The sequence below is a fragment of the Pseudomonas flexibilis genome (assembly GCF_000806415.1).
Classification (GTDB): domain Bacteria; phylum Pseudomonadota; class Gammaproteobacteria; order Pseudomonadales; family Pseudomonadaceae; genus Serpens; species Serpens flexibilis.
The window spans coordinates 599,005-615,956 of the sequence record NZ_JTAK01000004.1; the positions used below are offsets into that span (position 1 = coordinate 599,005).

Below are 16,952 nucleotides of genomic sequence, written 5' to 3' on the forward strand. Positions count from 1 at the left end.
GCCACCGGAAGGCCGACTACTTGTTGGGCTGCGGCGTCAGACGCAGGTACGGACGCACCGCGCGATAGCCCTTGGGGAAGCGCTCGCGGAGCTCGGTCTCGTCCTTCAGGGACGGCACGATCACCACCTCGTCACCGTCCTGCCAGTTGGCCGGGGTGGCCACCTTGTAGTTGTCGGTGAGCTGCAGCGAATCCACCACGCGCAGAATCTCGTGAAAGTTGCGACCGGTGCTGGCCGGGTAGGTGATGGTCAGGCGCACCTTCTTGTTCGGGTCGATGACGAACAGCGAGCGCACCGTCAGGGTGTCGCTGGCGTTCGGGTGGATCAGGTCGTACAGCTCGGATACAGCGCGGTCGGCGTCGGCCAGGATCGGGAAGTTCACCCGGGTGTTCTGGGTCTCGTTGATGTCATCGATCCACCGGATGTGGGAATCCACCGGGTCCACCGACAGGGCGATGGCCTTGACGTTGCGCTTGGCGAATTCGTCCTGCAGCTTGGCGGTGAAGCCCAGTTCGGTGGTGCACACCGGAGTGAAGTCGGCCGGGTGGGAGAACAGGATGCCCCAGCTGTCGCCCAGCCACTCGTGAAAGCGGATGCGGCCGATGCTGGATTCCTGTTCGAAGTCGGGGGCGATGTCGCCGAGGCGGATGCTCATGGTTGCAACTCCTGGGGGTCGTGAGGAAGTGCGATCCAATCTGCCGCCGCGTGACGAAAAAGAAAAAGAATAAATAAAAATTTATTTATTCAAATAAGGAATAAGCGGACATTCCGTCCAAAAAAAACAGACCGGCTGAAGTCCGGGCCGCTTTTGGCGCGACGGGGAATCAGCGAGAATGCGCGGCTTTCTCGCGAAGCCGGAGTCCCTCCGTGGAACTGTTGAAACAAAAGATCCGCACCGCCGGTGTGGTGTTGTCCGATCAGGTACTGAAGGTCGATACCTTCCTGAATCATCAGATCGACCCGCTGCTGATGCATCAGATCGGCCAGGAATTCGCCCGGCGTTTCCGCGACGCCGGCGTCACCCGGATCCTGACCCTGGAAAGCTCCGGCATCGCGCCCGCGGTGATGGCTGGCCTGGAGCTGGGCGTGCCGGTGGTCTTCGCCCGCAAGCACCGCTCCCTGATCCTCAAGGACGATCTGCTGACCGCCCAGGTGTATTCGTTCACCAAGCAGGTGGAGAGCACCATCGCCGTCGCCGCGCGCTACCTGAGCCCGAGCGACCGCGTGCTGGTGATCGACGACTTCCTCGCCAACGGCCAGGCGGCCAAGGGGCTGGTGTCGATCATCCAGCAGGCCGGGGCCAGCGTCGCCGGCCTGGGCATCGTCATCGAAAAGTCCTTCCAGCCCGGTCGCGCCGAACTTGAAGGCATGGGCCTGCGCATCGAGTCTCTGGCGCGTATCCAGTCGCTGGAAGGTGGCCAGGTGACGTTCATCGATTAAGCGACCCCGAACGGCGGCCGGAACGACGCCGACCGCCATAGGACTGCGTCGCTCACACGCAGGGTGGACAGCGCTTTCCCTGTCCACCATGCCGCCGCCACAGCGGCCTGCGTCCCGCAAACGAAAAAGCCGCCCTCGGGCGGCTTTTTCATGCAGGAAGCTCGGCTTACAGGCCGGACATTTCCTGAATGGCAGCGCGCATCTCGTCATCGGAGCAGTCGCTGCAGGTGCCCTTCGGCGGCATGGCATTCAGGCCGGCGATGGCGCTCTTCACCAGACCGTCCAGACCACCCTTGGCATCGGCACGGGCCTTCCAGGCGGCGGTGTCATGGTTCTTCGGCGAGTTCAGCAGGCCGGTGCCATGGCACGCGTTGCAGAATTTGGCGACCACGTCGGCGCCACTGCGTGCGGCACCACCAGCGGCGGCGGCAACGGCACCCACGCCCTTGCACTCCTGACCCTGGATGCAGACTTCGCCCACCGGCTTCAGACGCTCGGCGATCGCTTCATTGGTCGTAGCCTGAGCGCTCACCGCCCACAGGGCCAATACGGCAGCGTTGGCCACCAGAATCTTCTTAGTCCAGTTCACCTTACACCCTCATCGTGGCTAGAAACGCTCGCGGCCACGGTTCGCGAGCGGGCGACAGTATAACGGCAAGGCCGACCCGCCGAAACAACCCCGCGGCCAATGCAGGGTTGCGGCATTGCGTCGCACAGCCCGCGGCGTCGCGGGCCTTGCGGGCTTCAGAAGTTCGCCGGCGTGGTGGCGCTGATCAGCCGGGCGGGTACTTCATAGGGATTGCGGAAACGGTGCGGCTGGTTGCTCTGGAAGTAGTAGCTGTCGCCACATTCCAGCACGTACACCTCGTCGCCCACCGTGAGTTCCAGGCGACCGGCGACCAGCACGCCGGCTTCCTCGCCTTCGTGGTAGAGCATTTCCTCGCCGGTGTCGCTGTTCGGCGGGTAGGTCTCGTCGAGCATGGACAGGGCGCGGTTGGGGAAGGCCTTGCCGATCAGGCGCATGGCGACCGAGCCGCCGCCGATGTCCATCAGCTCGTCGGCCTTGTAGACCACCTGGGTGCGGTTTTCTTCCTGCAGGTCCAGCGAGAAGAATTCCACCAGCGACATCGGAATGCCCGACAGCACCTTTTTCAGCGAACTGATGGAGGGGCTGACACTGTTCTTCTCGATCATCGAGATGGTGCTGTTGGTCACCCCGGCGCGCTTGGCCAGCTCACGCTGGGAAAGACCCTTCATCTTGCGAATGGATTGCAGTCGAACACCGACGTCCAATGACAGGTTCCTCCTCCGGAACGGGACGGGCAAAAAGTGCGCGGTATCATGGCAACAGTGTTCAGTATTTACAACAGCCGTTGCGTGCGCCCGTCGCCGTGAAGTCCGGACGACGCTAGCCCGCCTGCGCAGCGACGATCTGGATCTCCACCCGCACCTCCGGGGCATACAGGCGGGCCTGCACCGTGGCGCGCGCCGGCGCGGCGCCCGGAGCGACCCAGGCGTCCCATTCGGCGTTCATGCCGGCGTAGTCGGCGTCGATATCGCGCAGATAGAGGGTGGCGGACAGGATGCGGGTCTTGTCGCTGCCGGCCTCGGTCAGCAGGCGGTCAATGGCGGCGAGGGTCTCGCGGGTCTGCTGGCGGATGTCGCCGGACAGGTCATCGGCCAGTTGGCCGGACAGGTACACCACGCCGTTATGGATAACCGCCTCGCTGTAACGCGAGGCGACGTGCAGACGCTCAATGGACATGACCGGGCTCCGGTGCGGGGAAGTCGGCGCAGTCTAGCGGAACCGTTCAGTGCGCCGACAGCGGCTCGCCAGTGCCGGAGGCCCGTGAGCCACCACCGGTGTAGCGGAATAGATCCAGCCCGTCGGTACGGATCTGCGGCCGCTTGCGGGCCAGCAGGTCAGCCAGCAGCCGCCCGGAGCCGCAGGCCATGGTCCAGCCGAGGGTGCCATGTCCGGTGTTGAGAAACAGATTGCCCAGCGGCGTGGCGCCGACCAGGGGCGTGCCGTCCGGGGTGGCCGGACGCAGGCCGGTCCAGAACTCGGCCCGCGCCAGCTCGCCGGCGTGCGGGTAGAGATCGTGGGTGACCATCTCCAGGGTTTGCCGCCGGCGCGGGTTCAGCCGCAGGTCATAGCCGGCGATCTCGGCCATGCCGCCGACCCGCATGCGCTGGTCGAAGCGCGTGATGGCGATCTTGTAGGTCTCGTCGAGGATGGTCGAGGCAGGGGCTGCGTCCGGATTGCTGATCGGCACCGTCAGTGAGTAGCCCTTGAGCGGGTAGACCGGCAGGCGGATGCCCAGCGGCGCGAGCAGTTGCGGACTGTAGCTGCCCAGCGCCAGCACATAGCGGTCGGCGGTCTCCAGGCGGCCATCGATCCAGGCGCCGGTGATGCGCCCGCCTTGCTGCTCGAAGCGCTGCAGCGAGCACCCGAAACGGAACTCCACCCCCAGGCCGCGCGCCAGCTCGGCCAGCCGCGAGGTGAACAGCTGGCAGTCGCCGGTCTGATCGTTGGGCAGGCGCAGGGCGCCGGCCAGCCGATCAGTCACCGTCGCCAGCGCCGGTTCGACGCGGGCGATGCCGGTGCGGTCGAGCAGTTCGTAGGGCACGCCGCTGCGTTCCAGCACGGCGATGTCCTTGGCCGCCGCGTCCAGCTGCGCCTGGCTGCGAAACAGCTGGGTAGTGCCCAGCTGGCGCCCTTCGTAGGCGATGCCGGTTTCGGCGCGCAGCTCGTCCAGGCAATCGCGGCTGTACTCGGCCAGGCGCACCATGCGCTCCTTGTTGACCGCGTAACGCGCAGCCGTGCAGTTGCGCAGCATGCGCGCCATCCACAGGTACTGGGCCGGGTCGGCGGTGAAGCGGATCGCCAGCGGCGCGTGGCGCTGGAACAGCCACTTGATGGCCTTGAGCGGCACGCCGGGCGCGGCCCAGGGCGCGGCATAGCCGGGTGACACCTGGCCGGCGTTGGCGTAGCTGGTTTCCAGCGCGGGCCCGGGCTGGCGGTCGACCACCACCACCTCGAAGCCCTCACGGGCCAGATAGTAGGCACTCGCCGTGCCGATGACACCGCCACCCAGTACCAGTACGCGCATCGCGACCTCCCCGCTGTTGGAGCCCACTTGTGATGAGCCGAGTCTACGAATTGCTGGCTGGTGTTATTCACCATTTAGCGAACTATATTGGCGATAAACCTTCAGCCAATCCGCTTCACACAGGAAGATTCACTATGCGCAGCGAACACCAGGTGCGTCGTGAACTGGACAAGATCGACCGTCACATCCTGCGCATCCTGCAGGAGGAGGGGCGGATTTCCTTCACCGAGCTGGGCGAGCGGGTCGGTCTGTCCACCACGCCCTGCACCGAGCGGGTGCGGCGCATGGAGCGCGAAGGGGTGATCCTCGGCTACAGCGCGCGGCTCAATCCCCACACGCTCAAGGCCGGTCTGCTGGTATTCGTGGAAATCAACCTGGCCTACAAGTCCGGGGACATCTTCGAGGAATTCCGCCGCGCCGTGCTCAAGCTGCCGCAGGTGCTGGAGTGCCACCTGGTGTCCGGCGACTTCGACTACCTGATCAAGGCGCGCATCTCGGAAATGGCCTCCTACCGCAAGCTGCTCGGCGACATCCTGCTCAAGCTGCCCCATGTGCGCGAATCCAAGAGCTACATCGTCATGGAGGAGCTGAAAGAAACCCTGCAACTGCCGGTTCCGGGATAACAGCTTGTCGGCGAGCCGGCGTGGCGACTACCCTGCGTAAAAATTCCCGCACAGCCGCCACGGAATTCCGCACATGAGCGCCGCGCCGCCACACTTGCACGCCCCGTCCTACTACGCCGCCAGCCGCAACCGCTCGCTGGAATTCCCCACCCTGCAAGGCGGCCAGCGCGCCGATGTGTGCATCGTCGGCGGCGGCTTCAGCGGTCTGAACACCGCGCTGGAACTGGCCGAGCGCGGCCTGTCGGTGATCCTCCTGGAAGCCCGGCAGATCGGCTGGGGCGCCAGCGGCCGCAATGGCGGCCAGCTCATTCGCGGCCTGGGCCACGACCTGCAACGCTTCGCCCCCCAACTCGGCGCCGACGGCGTGCGCGAACTCAAGCGCATGGGGCTGGAGGCGGTGCAGCTGGTGCGCCGGCGCATCGAACGCCACGCCATCGACTGCGACCTGACCTGGGGTTATTGCGACCTGGCCAACACGCCCGCGCATCTGGAGGACTTCGCCGCCGAACGCGAGGATCTGCTCGCCCTCGGCTACCCGCACGAGCTGCGCCTGCTCGACGCGGCGGAGCTGCCGCAAGTGATCGACTCCCAACGCTACGTGGGCGGCATGATCGACCGGGGCTCGGGCCATCTGCATCCCCTCAACCTGGCGCTCGGCGAGGCGGCGGCCGCCGCGCAGCTCGGCGTGCGCCTGTTCGAGCAGTCGCCGGTCACCCGCCTGGACTACGGCGCCCGGGTGCGTGTGCACACGCCGCAGGGCCAGGTGGAAGCCGACAGCCTGGTGCTGGCCGGCAACGCCTACCTGGGCGACCTGGAGCCGACCCTGGGCGGCAAGGTGCTGCCCGCCGGCAGCTACATCATCGCCACCGAGCCGCTGGGCGAAGCGCGCGCCCGCCAGCTGATCCCGCAGAACATGGCGCTGTGCGACCAGCGCGTGGCGCTGGATTATTTTCGTCTGTCCGCCGATCACCGCCTGCTGTTCGGCGGTGCCTGCCACTATTCCGGCCGCGACCCGCGAGACATCGCCGCCTACATGCGGCCCAAGATGCTCAAGGTGTTCCCGCAGCTGGCCGACGTGCGCATCGACTTCCAGTGGGGCGGCATGATCGGCATCGGCGCCAACCGCCTGCCGCAGATCGGCCGCCTGCCGGGGCGGGACAACGTCTACTTCGCCCAGGCCTACTCCGGCCACGGCCTGAACGCCACCCACCTGGCCGGCAAGCTGCTGGCCGAAGCCATCGCCGGCCAGCAGGGCGGCGGCTTCGACCTGTTCGCCCGGGTGCCGCACCTGACGTTCCCCGGCGGCCGTCACCTGCGCTCGCCCCTGCTGGCGCTGGGCATGCTCTGGTATCGCCTGAAGGAACTGCTGTAGCGGCTACGCCGCGCGCGCCGGGGCCAGGCGCAGCGCCAGCCGGCGGGTCTGCAGGCTGTCCGGGCGCAGCTGCAGCCGCTCGTTGACCAGCGCCCGCGCCAGGGCCTCCTGTCCGCTGCGGCGCGCCGCCTCCAGCAAGGTCAGATCGAGCAGGTCGCGCTGCGCGTGGCTGCCGTCGAAGCGCGGGGCGATCAGGCGCAACGGGCGCAGCAGACGCACACACTCGGCATACTCGCCGCTGGCGAAAGCCTGGATGGCCTGGCACAGCGGCTGGCCCACCTCGGCGGTGAACTGCCGGTTGTCGCCGTCGCCGGCCAGGGCGCGCCGCTGGGCGGCGAACAACCGCTCGATGGCCGGGTCGCGACCGGCACCAAGAAATGCCATCAGCGCGTGGGCATCGTTGAAGGCATAGTTGCCGGCATCGGCATGCGCCTCCCACAGGTCGGCCAGCGGCTGCCAGCGCGCGCCCAACTCCACGCCCAGCAGCTGCAGGCGCCAGAGCAGCGCCGAGGCATCCACCAGGTCGAGCGCCAGCGGGGAGCGGCCGCCGAAGATCGGCCCGTCGAACAGCGCCAGCACCTCGTTGATCTCTTCCCGATCCAGGTGGTAGAGCGCCAGGTGCCACCAGTTGTGCACCTGGAAGAAGCTGTCGCCGGCCCAGTACGTCACCCGCTCGCGCATCCAGGCGATGCCCTCGTCGGTGCGGTTCTGCATCTCCAGCACATGGGCCACCGCGTGCTGGCCCCAGCCGTCGCGCGGCTGCAGCTCCACGGCGCGCCGCCCGGCGCGCTCGGCGCCGGTGTAGTCGGCGTTTTCCTCCAGGCCGAAGGCGTGCATGCCGAGCAGCGCGTGATAGCCCGGCATCTCCGCCTGCCACTCCGGCAGCGCCCGGGCGATGCGGTCGCGCAGCAGGCGCTGCTGCCCGGTGTAGAAGTCGATCAGATGGCCGGCCTGCAGGGCCAGGATGTCCTGCGGCCAGGCGATGGTCAGGTCCTCGAGCACCCGGCCGGCAGCGTGCCAGCGGCCGGCCAGCAGTTCGCCGAGCGCCACCAGGTGAGCGCGCTCGCGGGCATTGCCCGGCAGGGCGCTGGCCGCGCGGTGCGCCTCGGCGGCCACCGCCAGGCCCTGGGCTTCGGTGCCCAGCAGGTTCAGCCAGGCCTTCAGCACGTGGGCCATGAGCAGCTCCGGGCGCTGCGCCAAGGCATCGTCAAGCTCGGCCAGCGGGTCGCCGACGTAACACTGGAAGTGGGCCAGGGCGCTCTGGTAGCAGGCCAGGCTGTTGGTGTCGGCGCCGGACATCGCCAGCCCCAGTTGATCACGCATGGTCATGATGAAATCCTCATGCTAGCCGTCGTCGCGTCCGGCGCCGTCGTGCCGGGCGCGTGGGTGCTACGTTAGAAAGGAGGCCGGTGGCCGCCTATAGCCTGGCCGCCGGCATTCTTGATCCAGCCGCCGGCTGACGATGAACGTGAGGCCCCTGTGGATGCGCTGTCCCAGCTGCTCGAAGCCGTGCGCCTGTGCGCGGGGGCCTTCCTGCAGGCCGAGTTCACCGAACCCTGGAGCATCCGCGCCCAGGTCGGCCCCGAGGACTGCCCGCTGCCCGGGCAGATACCCGCCTGCCTGATGGCCTACCACTACGTGCTCGACGGTCGCCTGTGGCTCGGCCTGGACGGCCAGCCGCCGCTGGCGGTGGGCGCCGGCGAGATCATCCTACTGCCGCGCAACCCGCCCCATGTGCTGAGCAGCGACCCACGGCTGCCCGCGCAACGTATCGAGCCGCTGGTGCAACCCGCGCTGGGAGGCGGACTGGCGCGCCTGCGCCACGGCGGCGGCGGGGCGCGCACGCGGCTGATCTGCGGCTTCATCGGCTGCGAGGTGCCGGACAACCCGCTGCTGCGCCTGCTGCCGGCCAGCCTTGGCCTGCGCGTGGCGCCGGGCACCTGGATCGACCTGTCGTTTCGCCGCGCCGTCGCGGAAGTGGCCGGCCAGCACCCCGGCTCGGCCGACGTGCTCGCCCGCCTGGCCGAACTGCTGTTCATCGAGGCGGTGCGCAGCTACCTGGAGACCCTGCCCGAGACGCACAGCGGCTGGCTGGCCGGGCTGCGCGACCCGCAGATCGGCCGCGCCCTGGCCCTGCTGCACGGCGAACCGGGCCGACCCTGGACCACCGAGGCGCTGGCGCGCGCGGTGGGCCTGTCGCGCTCGGCGTTCGCCGCGCGTTTCACGCACCTGCTCGAACAACCGCCGATGCGCTACCTGTGCGCCTGGCGTCTGCAGCTGGCGGCCCGCCAGTTGCGTGAAGGCCGTGGGCTGGCGCGCATCGCCACCGACGTCGGCTACGGCTCGGAAGCGGCGCTCAATCGCGCCTTCCGTCACCACTTCGGTGTGCCCCCGGCCACTTGGCGTCGCCAGCACAGCGCCAATCCGCCGCTACGCTGAGAGGACCGCCCCGCCGACAAGGAAACCCGGTGCGCCTACTCCTGCTGCTCGGCCTGCTGAGCCTGGCCGGCTGTACCAGCCTCGCCGAACCGCCCCGCACCAGCCAGGCGCTGCAGCCAGGCGACTCGCCGCTGTCCGAGCGGCTGGCCCGGGAGGCGACCAGCCAGCCACGCGGGCATTCCGGCTTCTACCTGCTGGCCGCCAGCGACGACGCCTTTCGCGCCCGCGCCGAGCTGATCCGCGCTGCGCGCAGCAGCCTGGACCTGCAGTACTACATCTTCCACGACGGCCTGAGCACCGGCCTGCTGGTGCAGGAACTGCTGGCCGCGGCCGACCGCGGCGTGCGGGTGCGCATCCTGCTCGATGACCTGACCAGCGACGGCCGCGACTACGAGATCGCCGTGCTGGCTGCGCATCCGAACATCGAGGTGCGCGTGTTCAATCCGTTGCACGTGGGGCGCACCACCGGCCCCACGCGCCTGCTCGGCCGGCTGTTCAACCTCAACCGCCAGCACCGGCGCATGCACAACAAGCTGTGGCTGACTGACAGCAGCCTGGCCATCGTGGGCGGGCGCAACCTGGGCGACGAGTATTTCGATGCCGAGCCCTACCTGAACTTCACCGACATCGACCTGCTGGCCGGCGGCCCGGTGGCCGCGCAGCTGGCGGTGAGCTTTGACCAGTACTGGAACCACCGGCTGAGCGTGCCGCTCAAGCACTTCCTGCGCCGCGAGCCGGAGGCGCCGCAACTCGTCAAGGCGCGGAAGCGGCTGGCCAACGACATCGCCCGGGCCCGCCAGCAGGACCCGCAGCGCTACGCACGCCTGGTGGACTACCGCCACGCGCCGCAGCTGGGAAACTGGCTGAAGGCCCTCACCTGGGCCCACGGCCTGGCGTTGTGGGATGCGCCGAACAAGCTGCTGGCCCAGGCCGAGCCGGATCCCGAATGGCTGCTGATCACCCAGCTGGAGCCCCACCTGCAGGACATGCGTGAGGAGCTGCTGCTGGTGTCCTCCTATTTCATTCCGGCGCGGCAGGGGCTGCTCAACCTGAGTCAGACGGCCCGGGCCGGCGTGGATGTGCGCCTGCTGACCAATTCGCTGGAAGCCACCGATGTGCCCATCGTCCACGGCGCCTATGCGCCCTACCGGCGCAGTCTGCTCAAGGCTGGCATCCAGCTATGGGAGCTGCGGCGCCAGCCCGACGAGGAAAGCAGCTACAGCTTCGGCGGCTCGTCGGAGTCCAGCCTGCACAGCAAGGCGCTGGTCATCGACCGGCGCAAGGTGTTCATCGGCTCGTTCAACTTCGATCCGCGCTCGGTGCTGTGGAACACCGAGGTCGGGGTGCTGGTCGACAGCCCGGCGCTGGCCGAACAGGTGCGCGAGCTGTTGCTGGAGGGTATGAGCCACGGTGTGAGCTACCAGGTGGCCTTCGACGGCGACCGACTGGTCTGGCTGGCCACCGACGAGGATGGCGAGCTGAAAACATTGCGCCGCGAGCCCGGCAGCCTGTGGCGCCACCTGCACGCCTGGCTGGCGCGCCGGCTGGGGCTGGAGAAGATGCTGTAGCTGTGATTGGCGGATCGTGGGCCGGTCAGCGCCGTGCCGCCCGCCATGCCGCGCCGCGTGGCGCGCTTGGTGGATCGGTGGAGCGCGATCCACCCTACGGTGCGACAGGCGTAGGGTGGACAACGCCGTTCTTGTCCACCATCGCGCCGGCACGGCGCGGCGGGGCGCGGGCTGCTACAGCTTGATCCAGGTCGCCTTCAACTCGGTGTACTTGTCGAAAGCGTGCAGCGACTTGTCTCGGCCATTGCCGGACTGCTTGAAGCCGCCGAACGGCGCGGTCATGTCGCCGCCGTCGTACTGGTTCACCCACACGCTGCCGGCGCGCAGCGCCTTGGCCACCCGATGGGCGCGCGACAGGTTGCTGGTCCATACACCCGCCGCCAGGCCATAGGGCGTGTCGTTGGCGATCCGCACCGCCTCCTCGTCGCTGTCGAAGCCGAGTACCGAGAGCACCGGGCCGAAGATCTCCTCGCGGGCGATCTTCATGGCGTTGTCCACGCCGTCGAACAGGGTCGGCGCCACGTAGGTGCCACCGCTGTCTTCCAGCAGCCGCTGGCCGCCGCATAGCAGCTTCGCGCCGTCCCGATGCCCGGCCTCGATGTAGCCGAGCACGGTTTCCATCTGCTGCTTGTCCACCAGGGCGCCGACCTTGGTGGCCGGGTCCAGCGGGCACCCCACCTCCCAGGTCTTGAGGGCCTCCACCACCCGGGCGACAAAGTCGTCCTTGATGCTGTTTTCCACCAGCAGGCGCGAGCCGGCGGTACACACCTCGCCCTGGTTGTAGGCGATGGCGCTGGCGGCCGCCTCGGCCGCGGCCTGCAGGTCCGGCGCATCGGCAAAGACGATGTTCGGGCTCTTGCCGCCGGCCTCCAACCAGACGCGTTTCATGTTGGACTCGCCGGCGTAGATCATCAGTTGCTTGGCGATGCGCGTGGAGCCGGTGAACACCAGGCAATCCACCTCCATGTGCAGGGCCAGCGCCTTGCCGACGGTGTGGCCATAGCCGGGCAGCACGTTGAACACCCCGGCGGGAATGCCGGCCTCGACCGCCAGCTGCGCGACGCGGATCGCAGTGAGCGGCGACTTCTCCGACGGCTTGAGCACCAACGAGTTGCCGGCGGCCAGCGCCGGACCGAGCTTCCAGCAGGCCATCAGCAGCGGGAAGTTCCAGGGCACGATGGCCGCCACCACGCCGATCGGCTCGCGGGTGACCAGCCCCAGCTCGTCGTGGGGGGTGGCCGCCACCTCGTCGTAGAGCTTGTCGATCGCCTCGCCGCTCCAGCGGATCGCCCGTGCGGCGGCAGGAATGTCCACCTTCAGCGCGTCCGTGATCGGCTTGCCCATGTCCAGGGTTTCCAGCAGCGCCAGCTCCTCACGATGCGCCTCGAGCTGTTCGGCGAAGCGGATCATCACCTGCTTGCGCTTGACCGGCGCCAGCCGCGACCAGACGCCGGACTCGAAGCGCTCGCGCGCCACCTGCACAGCCAGTTCGGCATCCGCCACCCCGCAGCTGGCCACCTGGCCGAGGCTGCGCCCGTCGATTGGGCTCTGGCAGTCGAAGGTGTCGCCCTCCACCGCCGCGCGGTAGTGGCCGTCGATGAAGGCACGCGTCTCGATGCGCAGCTCGCGGGCGCGACGCTCCCAGTCCTGGCGGGTCTGGCTCATGGCAGGTTCCTCTGAAGGGATTACGGCCTCGAACCCTACGCAGAGGGCGCGGCCTTTTCAATATTTTTGACGCAACCGTCTATGCGTGTGTTTTATCAAACGATTCAGCCTAGCCGCCCGCTTTGGCAGTAACGCCTCTGCCGACCAGCGGCACGCTCGGGTAACCTGTCGGCCGTCCGCCTTGCCGTATCAGGATCATTCATGCGCCGCTACCGCTCCGACACCCGTTTCGATCAGGCCCAGAGCATCGCCGAACTGGAACACATGGCCCGCCGCCGGCTGCCGAACTTCGCCTGGGAGTACCTGGCCGGCGGCGCCGAGGAAGAAATCACCCTGCGCCGCAACCGCCAGGCGTTTGCCGACATCGGCTTGCTCCCCTCGACGCTGATTTCCTGCGCCGAGCTGGACACCTCCCGCCCGCTGTTCGGCACCACCCGGCCGCTGCCGCTGGCCATCGGCCCGACCGGCTTCAACGGCATGCTGCACAAGGACGCCGACATCGCCCTGGCCCGCGCCGCCCGTGACAAGGGTATGCCATTCAGCCTGAGCACCGTGTCCAGCAACTCGCTGGAGGAAGTGGCCGCCGCCGTGCCGGATGGCGAGCTGTGGTTCCAGCTCTACTGGCTCAATGACGCCGACGTACAGGAAGACCTGCTGCGCCGCGCCGAGGCCGCCGGGGTGCGCACCCTGCTGCTGACCAGCGACGCGGTGCTGATCGGCAACCGCGAGTGGGATCGGCGCAACTTCGCCCGCCCGCTGCAGCTCACCTGGCGCAACAAGTTCGACGTGCTGCGCCACCCGGGCTGGATTCGCCAGGCGCTGTGGCCGCAGGGCATGCCGAAGATGGGCAACCTGCTGCCCTATCTGCCGGCGGATGCCAGCAACACCGCCGGCGCCGCGCACTTCATGGCCCACAAGATGGAGACGGGCCTCTGCTGGGACAGCCTGGCGCAACTGCGCACGCGCTGGCCGCACCGGCTGATCCTCAAGGGCGTGCAGACCGCCGCCGACGCCCGCCGCTGCGTGGCCATGGGCCTGGACGGCATCGTGGTGACCAACCATGGCGGCCGCCAACTGGATGGCGCGCCTGCCACTCTCGACTGCCTGCCGGCGATTGCCGAGGCCGTGCGCGGCCAGTTGGCCATCCTGCTGGACAGCGGCATCCGCCGCGGTAGCGACATCGCCAAGGCCTGCGCGCTGGGCGCCGACGCCGTGCTGCTCGGTCGCGCCACCCTGTTCGGCGTGGCGGTCGGCGGCCAGGCCGGCGCGGCCCACGCGCTGAACCTGCTGGAGCAGGAACTGCGCCGCGTGCTGGGGCTGGTGGGTACGCCCAGGCTGGCGGAGCTGGATCGCAGCAAGTTGCTGGCGTTGCGGTCGGTATTGGTGGGCTGAACGGCCCGTTGCGGCGGATTGGTGGCCAATGCGAGGCATTGACCACCCTACAATTGCCCATGCCGACCGTTGGCCACCGGTCGGCCGCAACGGCGGGGAGGAGTTCAACGCAGTTGGCCGCCGAAAAGGGCGCCCCTGATGCAAAAATCCCAGGCATGAAAAAGCCCGCCGAAGCGGGCTCTTTCAGCGAAAGCCGATCAATTACTTGATCTTGGCTTCCTTGTACATCACGTGCTTGCGCACAACCGGATCGAACTTCTTGATTTCGATCTTGTCGGGAGTGGTGCGCTTGTTCTTGTCGGTGGTGTAGAAGTGGCCGGTACCGGCGCTGGACACCAAACGGATCAGTTCACGCATGACAGTCTCCTTATACCTTCTCGCCGCGAGCGCGCAGTTCAGCCAGAACTGCGTCGATGCCGCGCTTGTCGATGATGCGCATGCCCTTGGCGGAAACACGCAGACGCACGAAACGCTTCTCGGACTCGACCCAGAAACGGTGGTGCTGCAGGTTCGGCAGGAAACGACGACGGGTTTTGTTGTTAGCGTGGGAAATGTTGTTCCCGGTTACCGGACCCTTACCGGTAACTTGACAGACTCTCGACATGCCTCAGCCCTCTATAAACCACATGCCCAACCCGGCATGGGTTGGCCGCTTGATCTCTGCTTCTTTTGACGCGCTGGGCGCCAGATTCGCCGGGGTCGTTCGGCGGCCACTGCGCGAGCAGGAACCGGGCCCCCAGAAAAGAGCGCTGCTTTATACCAGAAGGTCTAGTGGCTCGCAAGAATTGCCATGGCGTGCCACACACGGCGAACCCTCACATCCAGCCCCGCTCGGCCATCGACAGCGGCTCGCCGTCACCCACGATGAAGTGGTCCAGCACCCGCACATCCACCAGCGCCAGCGACTCCTTGAGACGCTCTGTCAGCACCCGGTCCGCCTGGCTCGGCTCGGCTACGCCGGACGGATGGTTGTGGGTGAGGATCAGCGCGGCGGCATTATGCACCAGCGCACGCTTGACCACCTGTCGGGGATAGACGCTGGCGCCGTCGATGGTGCCGCGAAACAGCGCCTCGTAGGCGAGCACCCGATGTTTCGCATCCAGGAACAGGCAACCGAACACCTCGTGCTGCTCGTGGCGCAGCTGCGCCTTGAGGTAGTCGCGCACCGCCTGCGGGCTCTCCAGCGCCGAGTCGCGGCGCAAACGCTCCGCCAGATGCCGGCGCGCCATCTCCAGCACGGCCTGCAGCTGCGCGTACTTGGCCGGCCCAAGGCCCAGATGGGCGCTGAAGCTGGGCAGATCCGCCTCCAGCAGGGCCCGTAAACTGCCGAACTCGCTGAGCAGGTGCCGCGCCAGATCGACGGCGCTGCGCCCGGCCACGCCAGTGCGCAGGAAAATGGCCAGCAGTTCGGCATCCGACAGCGCCGCCGGTCCCTGTTCCAACAGTTTTTCCCGTGGCCGCTCGGCCGCCGGCCAGTTGCGAATGCTCATGACGTCTCCTTGTCGTCGTGGGGGGGGGAAATCCGTATTCCCGGCTGGAAAAAACGCGCCGCTAACCGCTCCGAAGCCCCCCGAGGGCTGTGCTATCGTAGCCCACCGCATGCGCGGCAGCGTGCCGCGTCCCCCTCTCCTTATCCCTCTATAAAAGGCAGGCTATGCAGCGGTTGTATCGGAAACGCATCGTCCTGGGTGTGGGCGGCGGCATTGCCGCCTATAAAAGTGCCGAACTGGTACGCAGGCTCCGCGACCAGGGCGCCGAAGTGCGCGTGGTGATGACCCAGGGCGGCCGGGAGTTCATCACCCCGCTGACCCTGCAGGCGCTGTCCGGGCACCCGGTGCATCTGGACCTGCTGGACGCCGCCGCCGAAGCGGCGATGGGCCACATCGAACTGGCGCGCTGGGCCGACCTGGTGCTGATCGCCCCGGCCACCGCCGACCTGATGGCGCGCCTGGCCCAGGGCATCGCCAACGACCTGCTGACCACCCTGGTGCTGGCCACCGACGCCCAGGTGGCGCTGGCGCCGGCCATGAACCAGGCCATGTGGCGCGACCCGGCCACCCAGGCCAACGCCGAACTGCTCCAGCAGCGCGGCATTCGCCTGTTCGGCCCCGGCGCCGGCAGCCAGGCCTGCGGCGACATCGGCATGGGCCGCATGCTGGAAGCCGACGATCTGGCGCAACGGGCCGCCGACTGCTTCCAGCGCAACGTGCTGGATGGCGTGCGCCTGCTGATCACCGCCGGGCCGACCCAGGAAAACATCGACCCGGTGCGCTACATCACCAACCACAGCTCCGGAAAGATGGGCTTCGCCCTGGCCGAAGCGGCGGTGGAAGCCGGCGCCCAGGTGACGCTGGTCAGCGGTCCGGTGTTCCTGCCCACCCCGGACCGCGTGCAGCGCATCGACGTGGTCAGCGCCCGTGACATGCTGGCCGCCTGCGAAGCCAGCATGCCGGCCGATATCCTGATCGCCGCCGCCGCCGTGGCCGATTACCGCCCGGAAGTGGTGGCCGCGCACAAGCTCAAGAAAGACCCCAACAGTGGCGATGGCCTGTACCTGCAGATGGTGCGCAACCCGGACATCCTGGCCACCCTGGCCGGCCGGCCGGATCGCCCGTTCAGCGTCGGCTTTGCCGCCGAGACCGAGAACCTGCTCGAATACGCCTCGGGTAAGCTCAAGGCCAAGAACCTCGACCTGATCGTCGCCAACGACGTCGCCAACCCCAGCATCGGCTTCAACAGCGAAGAGAACGCCATTACCGTCATCGACCGCCAGCTGCGGCAGACCGCCTTCGCCCAGACCAGCAAGGGCAAGATCGCCCGCCAGCTGATCACCTTCATCGCCGACCGCTACCAAGCCCGCTGAGACCCTTCATGCACGCCCTGCAAGCCAAGATCCTCGATCCCCGGCTGGGCAGCGACTTCCCGCTGCCCAGCTACGCCACGCCCGGCTCTGCCGGCCTCGACCTGCGCGCCATGCTCCAGGACGACCTCACCCTGGAGCCCGGCCAGACCGTGCTGATTCCCACCGGCCTCGCCATCCACATCGCCGATCCCGGCCTGGCCGCATTGATCCTGCCGCGCTCGGGCCTGGGCCATAAGCACGGCATCGTGCTGGGGAACCTGGTCGGGCTGATCGACTCGGACTACCAGGGCGAGCTGATGGTTTCCTGCTGGAACCGCGGCAACGACAGTTTCACCCTCAAGGTCGGCGAGCGCCTGGCCCAGCTGGTGCTGGTGCCGGTGGTCCAGGCCCATTTCGAGCTGGTCAACGAATTCAACAACAGTGAACGCGGCGCGGGTGGTTTCGGCCATTCCGGCAGCCATTGAAAGGAACTCGACA

At 67.8% G+C, this 16,952-nt stretch carries 18 protein-coding genes; 8 read left to right on the plus strand and 10 right to left on the minus strand.

All coding sequences use genetic code 11. From position 1 onward, the window contains the following. Positions 1–16: 16 nt before the first annotated feature. Complete coding sequence (locus tag PT85_RS11905; protein ID WP_039561296.1) at positions 17–655, minus strand: peroxiredoxin; 639 nt, start codon at positions 653–655, stop codon at positions 17–19. Positions 656–867: 212 nt separating this feature from the next. On the opposite strand from PT85_RS11905, the gene xpt reads away from it, so the two are divergent. Further along, positions 868–1,440 (plus strand): xanthine phosphoribosyltransferase, encoded by a 573-nt coding sequence (xpt, locus tag PT85_RS11910; RefSeq protein ID WP_027591313.1) that lies wholly within the window; start codon positions 868–870, stop codon positions 1,438–1,440. Between the two features lie 166 nt (positions 1,441–1,606). On the opposite strand, the gene PT85_RS11915 is transcribed toward xpt, so the two are convergent. The 4 genes from PT85_RS11915 to PT85_RS11930 form a co-directional block, all read right to left on the minus strand. Then, positions 1,607–2,029 (minus strand): c-type cytochrome, encoded by a 423-nt coding sequence (locus PT85_RS11915; protein ID WP_027591314.1) that lies wholly within the window; start codon positions 2,027–2,029, stop codon positions 1,607–1,609. Positions 2,030–2,184: 155 nt separating this feature from the next. Continuing rightward, positions 2,185–2,733, minus strand: a complete 549-nt coding sequence (locus PT85_RS11920) for a cupin domain-containing protein (RefSeq protein ID WP_027591315.1) — start codon at positions 2,731–2,733, stop codon at positions 2,185–2,187. Between the two features lie 115 nt (positions 2,734–2,848). Then, the gene (locus tag PT85_RS11925; RefSeq protein WP_039561298.1) at positions 2,849–3,205 is read right to left on the minus strand and encodes a RidA family protein; all 357 of its coding nucleotides are present in this window, start codon (positions 3,203–3,205) and stop codon (positions 2,849–2,851) included. 46 nt (positions 3,206–3,251) lie between these two features. Beyond that, positions 3,252–4,553, minus strand: a complete 1,302-nt coding sequence (locus PT85_RS11930) for a D-amino acid dehydrogenase (protein ID WP_039561300.1) — start codon at positions 4,551–4,553, stop codon at positions 3,252–3,254. Positions 4,554–4,687: 134 nt separating this feature from the next. On the opposite strand from PT85_RS11930, the gene PT85_RS11935 reads away from it, so the two are divergent. After that, positions 4,688–5,176, plus strand: coding sequence for an Lrp/AsnC ligand binding domain-containing protein (locus PT85_RS11935; RefSeq protein WP_027591898.1), 489 nt, complete (start codon positions 4,688–4,690; stop codon positions 5,174–5,176). 73 nt (positions 5,177–5,249) lie between these two features. Beyond that, positions 5,250–6,548: an NAD(P)/FAD-dependent oxidoreductase gene (locus PT85_RS11940; RefSeq protein ID WP_039606732.1), complete on the plus strand. Its 1,299-nt coding sequence runs from the start codon at positions 5,250–5,252 to the stop codon at positions 6,546–6,548. A gap of 3 nt (positions 6,549–6,551) precedes the next feature. Here PT85_RS11940 and PT85_RS11945 read toward each other — a convergent pair whose 3' ends face one another. After that, positions 6,552–7,877, minus strand: coding sequence for a tetratricopeptide repeat protein (locus tag PT85_RS11945; RefSeq protein WP_039606733.1), 1,326 nt, complete (start codon positions 7,875–7,877; stop codon positions 6,552–6,554). Between the two features lie 150 nt (positions 7,878–8,027). On the opposite strand from PT85_RS11945, the gene PT85_RS11950 reads away from it, so the two are divergent. Then, positions 8,028–8,987 carry an AraC family transcriptional regulator gene (locus PT85_RS11950; protein ID WP_039606734.1) on the plus strand — a complete coding sequence of 320 codons (960 nt, stop codon included), beginning with the start codon at positions 8,028–8,030 and terminating at the stop codon, positions 8,985–8,987. Between the two features lie 29 nt (positions 8,988–9,016). Continuing rightward, the gene (locus tag PT85_RS11955) at positions 9,017–10,555 is read left to right on the plus strand and encodes a phospholipase D family protein (protein WP_027590187.1); all 1,539 of its coding nucleotides are present in this window, start codon (positions 9,017–9,019) and stop codon (positions 10,553–10,555) included. Positions 10,556–10,729: 174 nt separating this feature from the next. On the opposite strand, the gene PT85_RS11960 is transcribed toward PT85_RS11955, so the two are convergent. Beyond that, entirely contained in the window at positions 10,730–12,220 is a 1,491-nt protein-coding gene (locus PT85_RS11960; RefSeq protein WP_039606735.1) for an aldehyde dehydrogenase, read from the minus strand. A 201-nt stretch (positions 12,221–12,421) separates the two neighbouring features. On the opposite strand from PT85_RS11960, the gene PT85_RS11965 reads away from it, so the two are divergent. Then, positions 12,422–13,612 carry an alpha-hydroxy acid oxidase gene (locus tag PT85_RS11965; protein ID WP_039606736.1) on the plus strand — a complete coding sequence of 397 codons (1,191 nt, stop codon included), beginning with the start codon at positions 12,422–12,424 and terminating at the stop codon, positions 13,610–13,612. 201 nt (positions 13,613–13,813) lie between these two features. Here the strand turns inward: PT85_RS11965 and rpmG are convergent, their stop codons facing one another. The 3 genes from rpmG to radC all read right to left on the minus strand — a co-directional run bounded on the left by rpmG (position 13,814) and on the right by radC (position 15,102). Beyond that, on the minus strand, positions 13,814–13,969 hold the full coding sequence (rpmG, locus tag PT85_RS11970) for a 50S ribosomal protein L33 (protein ID WP_003464575.1): 156 nt from the start codon (positions 13,967–13,969) through the stop codon (positions 13,814–13,816). A 10-nt stretch (positions 13,970–13,979) separates the two neighbouring features. Beyond that, entirely contained in the window at positions 13,980–14,216 is a 237-nt protein-coding gene (gene rpmB / locus PT85_RS11975) for a 50S ribosomal protein L28 (RefSeq protein ID WP_027590190.1), read from the minus strand. A 211-nt stretch (positions 14,217–14,427) separates the two neighbouring features. After that, positions 14,428–15,102: a RadC family protein gene (gene radC, locus PT85_RS11980; protein WP_039606737.1), complete on the minus strand. Its 675-nt coding sequence runs from the start codon at positions 15,100–15,102 to the stop codon at positions 14,428–14,430. A 164-nt stretch (positions 15,103–15,266) separates the two neighbouring features. Between radC and coaBC the strand changes: the two genes are divergently transcribed. Beyond that, positions 15,267–16,475: a bifunctional phosphopantothenoylcysteine decarboxylase/phosphopantothenate--cysteine ligase CoaBC gene (coaBC, locus tag PT85_RS11985; protein ID WP_039606738.1), complete on the plus strand. Its 1,209-nt coding sequence runs from the start codon at positions 15,267–15,269 to the stop codon at positions 16,473–16,475. An 8-nt stretch (positions 16,476–16,483) separates the two neighbouring features. After that, positions 16,484–16,939: a dUTP diphosphatase gene (gene dut, locus PT85_RS11990; RefSeq protein WP_027590192.1), complete on the plus strand. Its 456-nt coding sequence runs from the start codon at positions 16,484–16,486 to the stop codon at positions 16,937–16,939. The last annotated feature ends 13 nt before the right edge of the window (positions 16,940–16,952 follow it).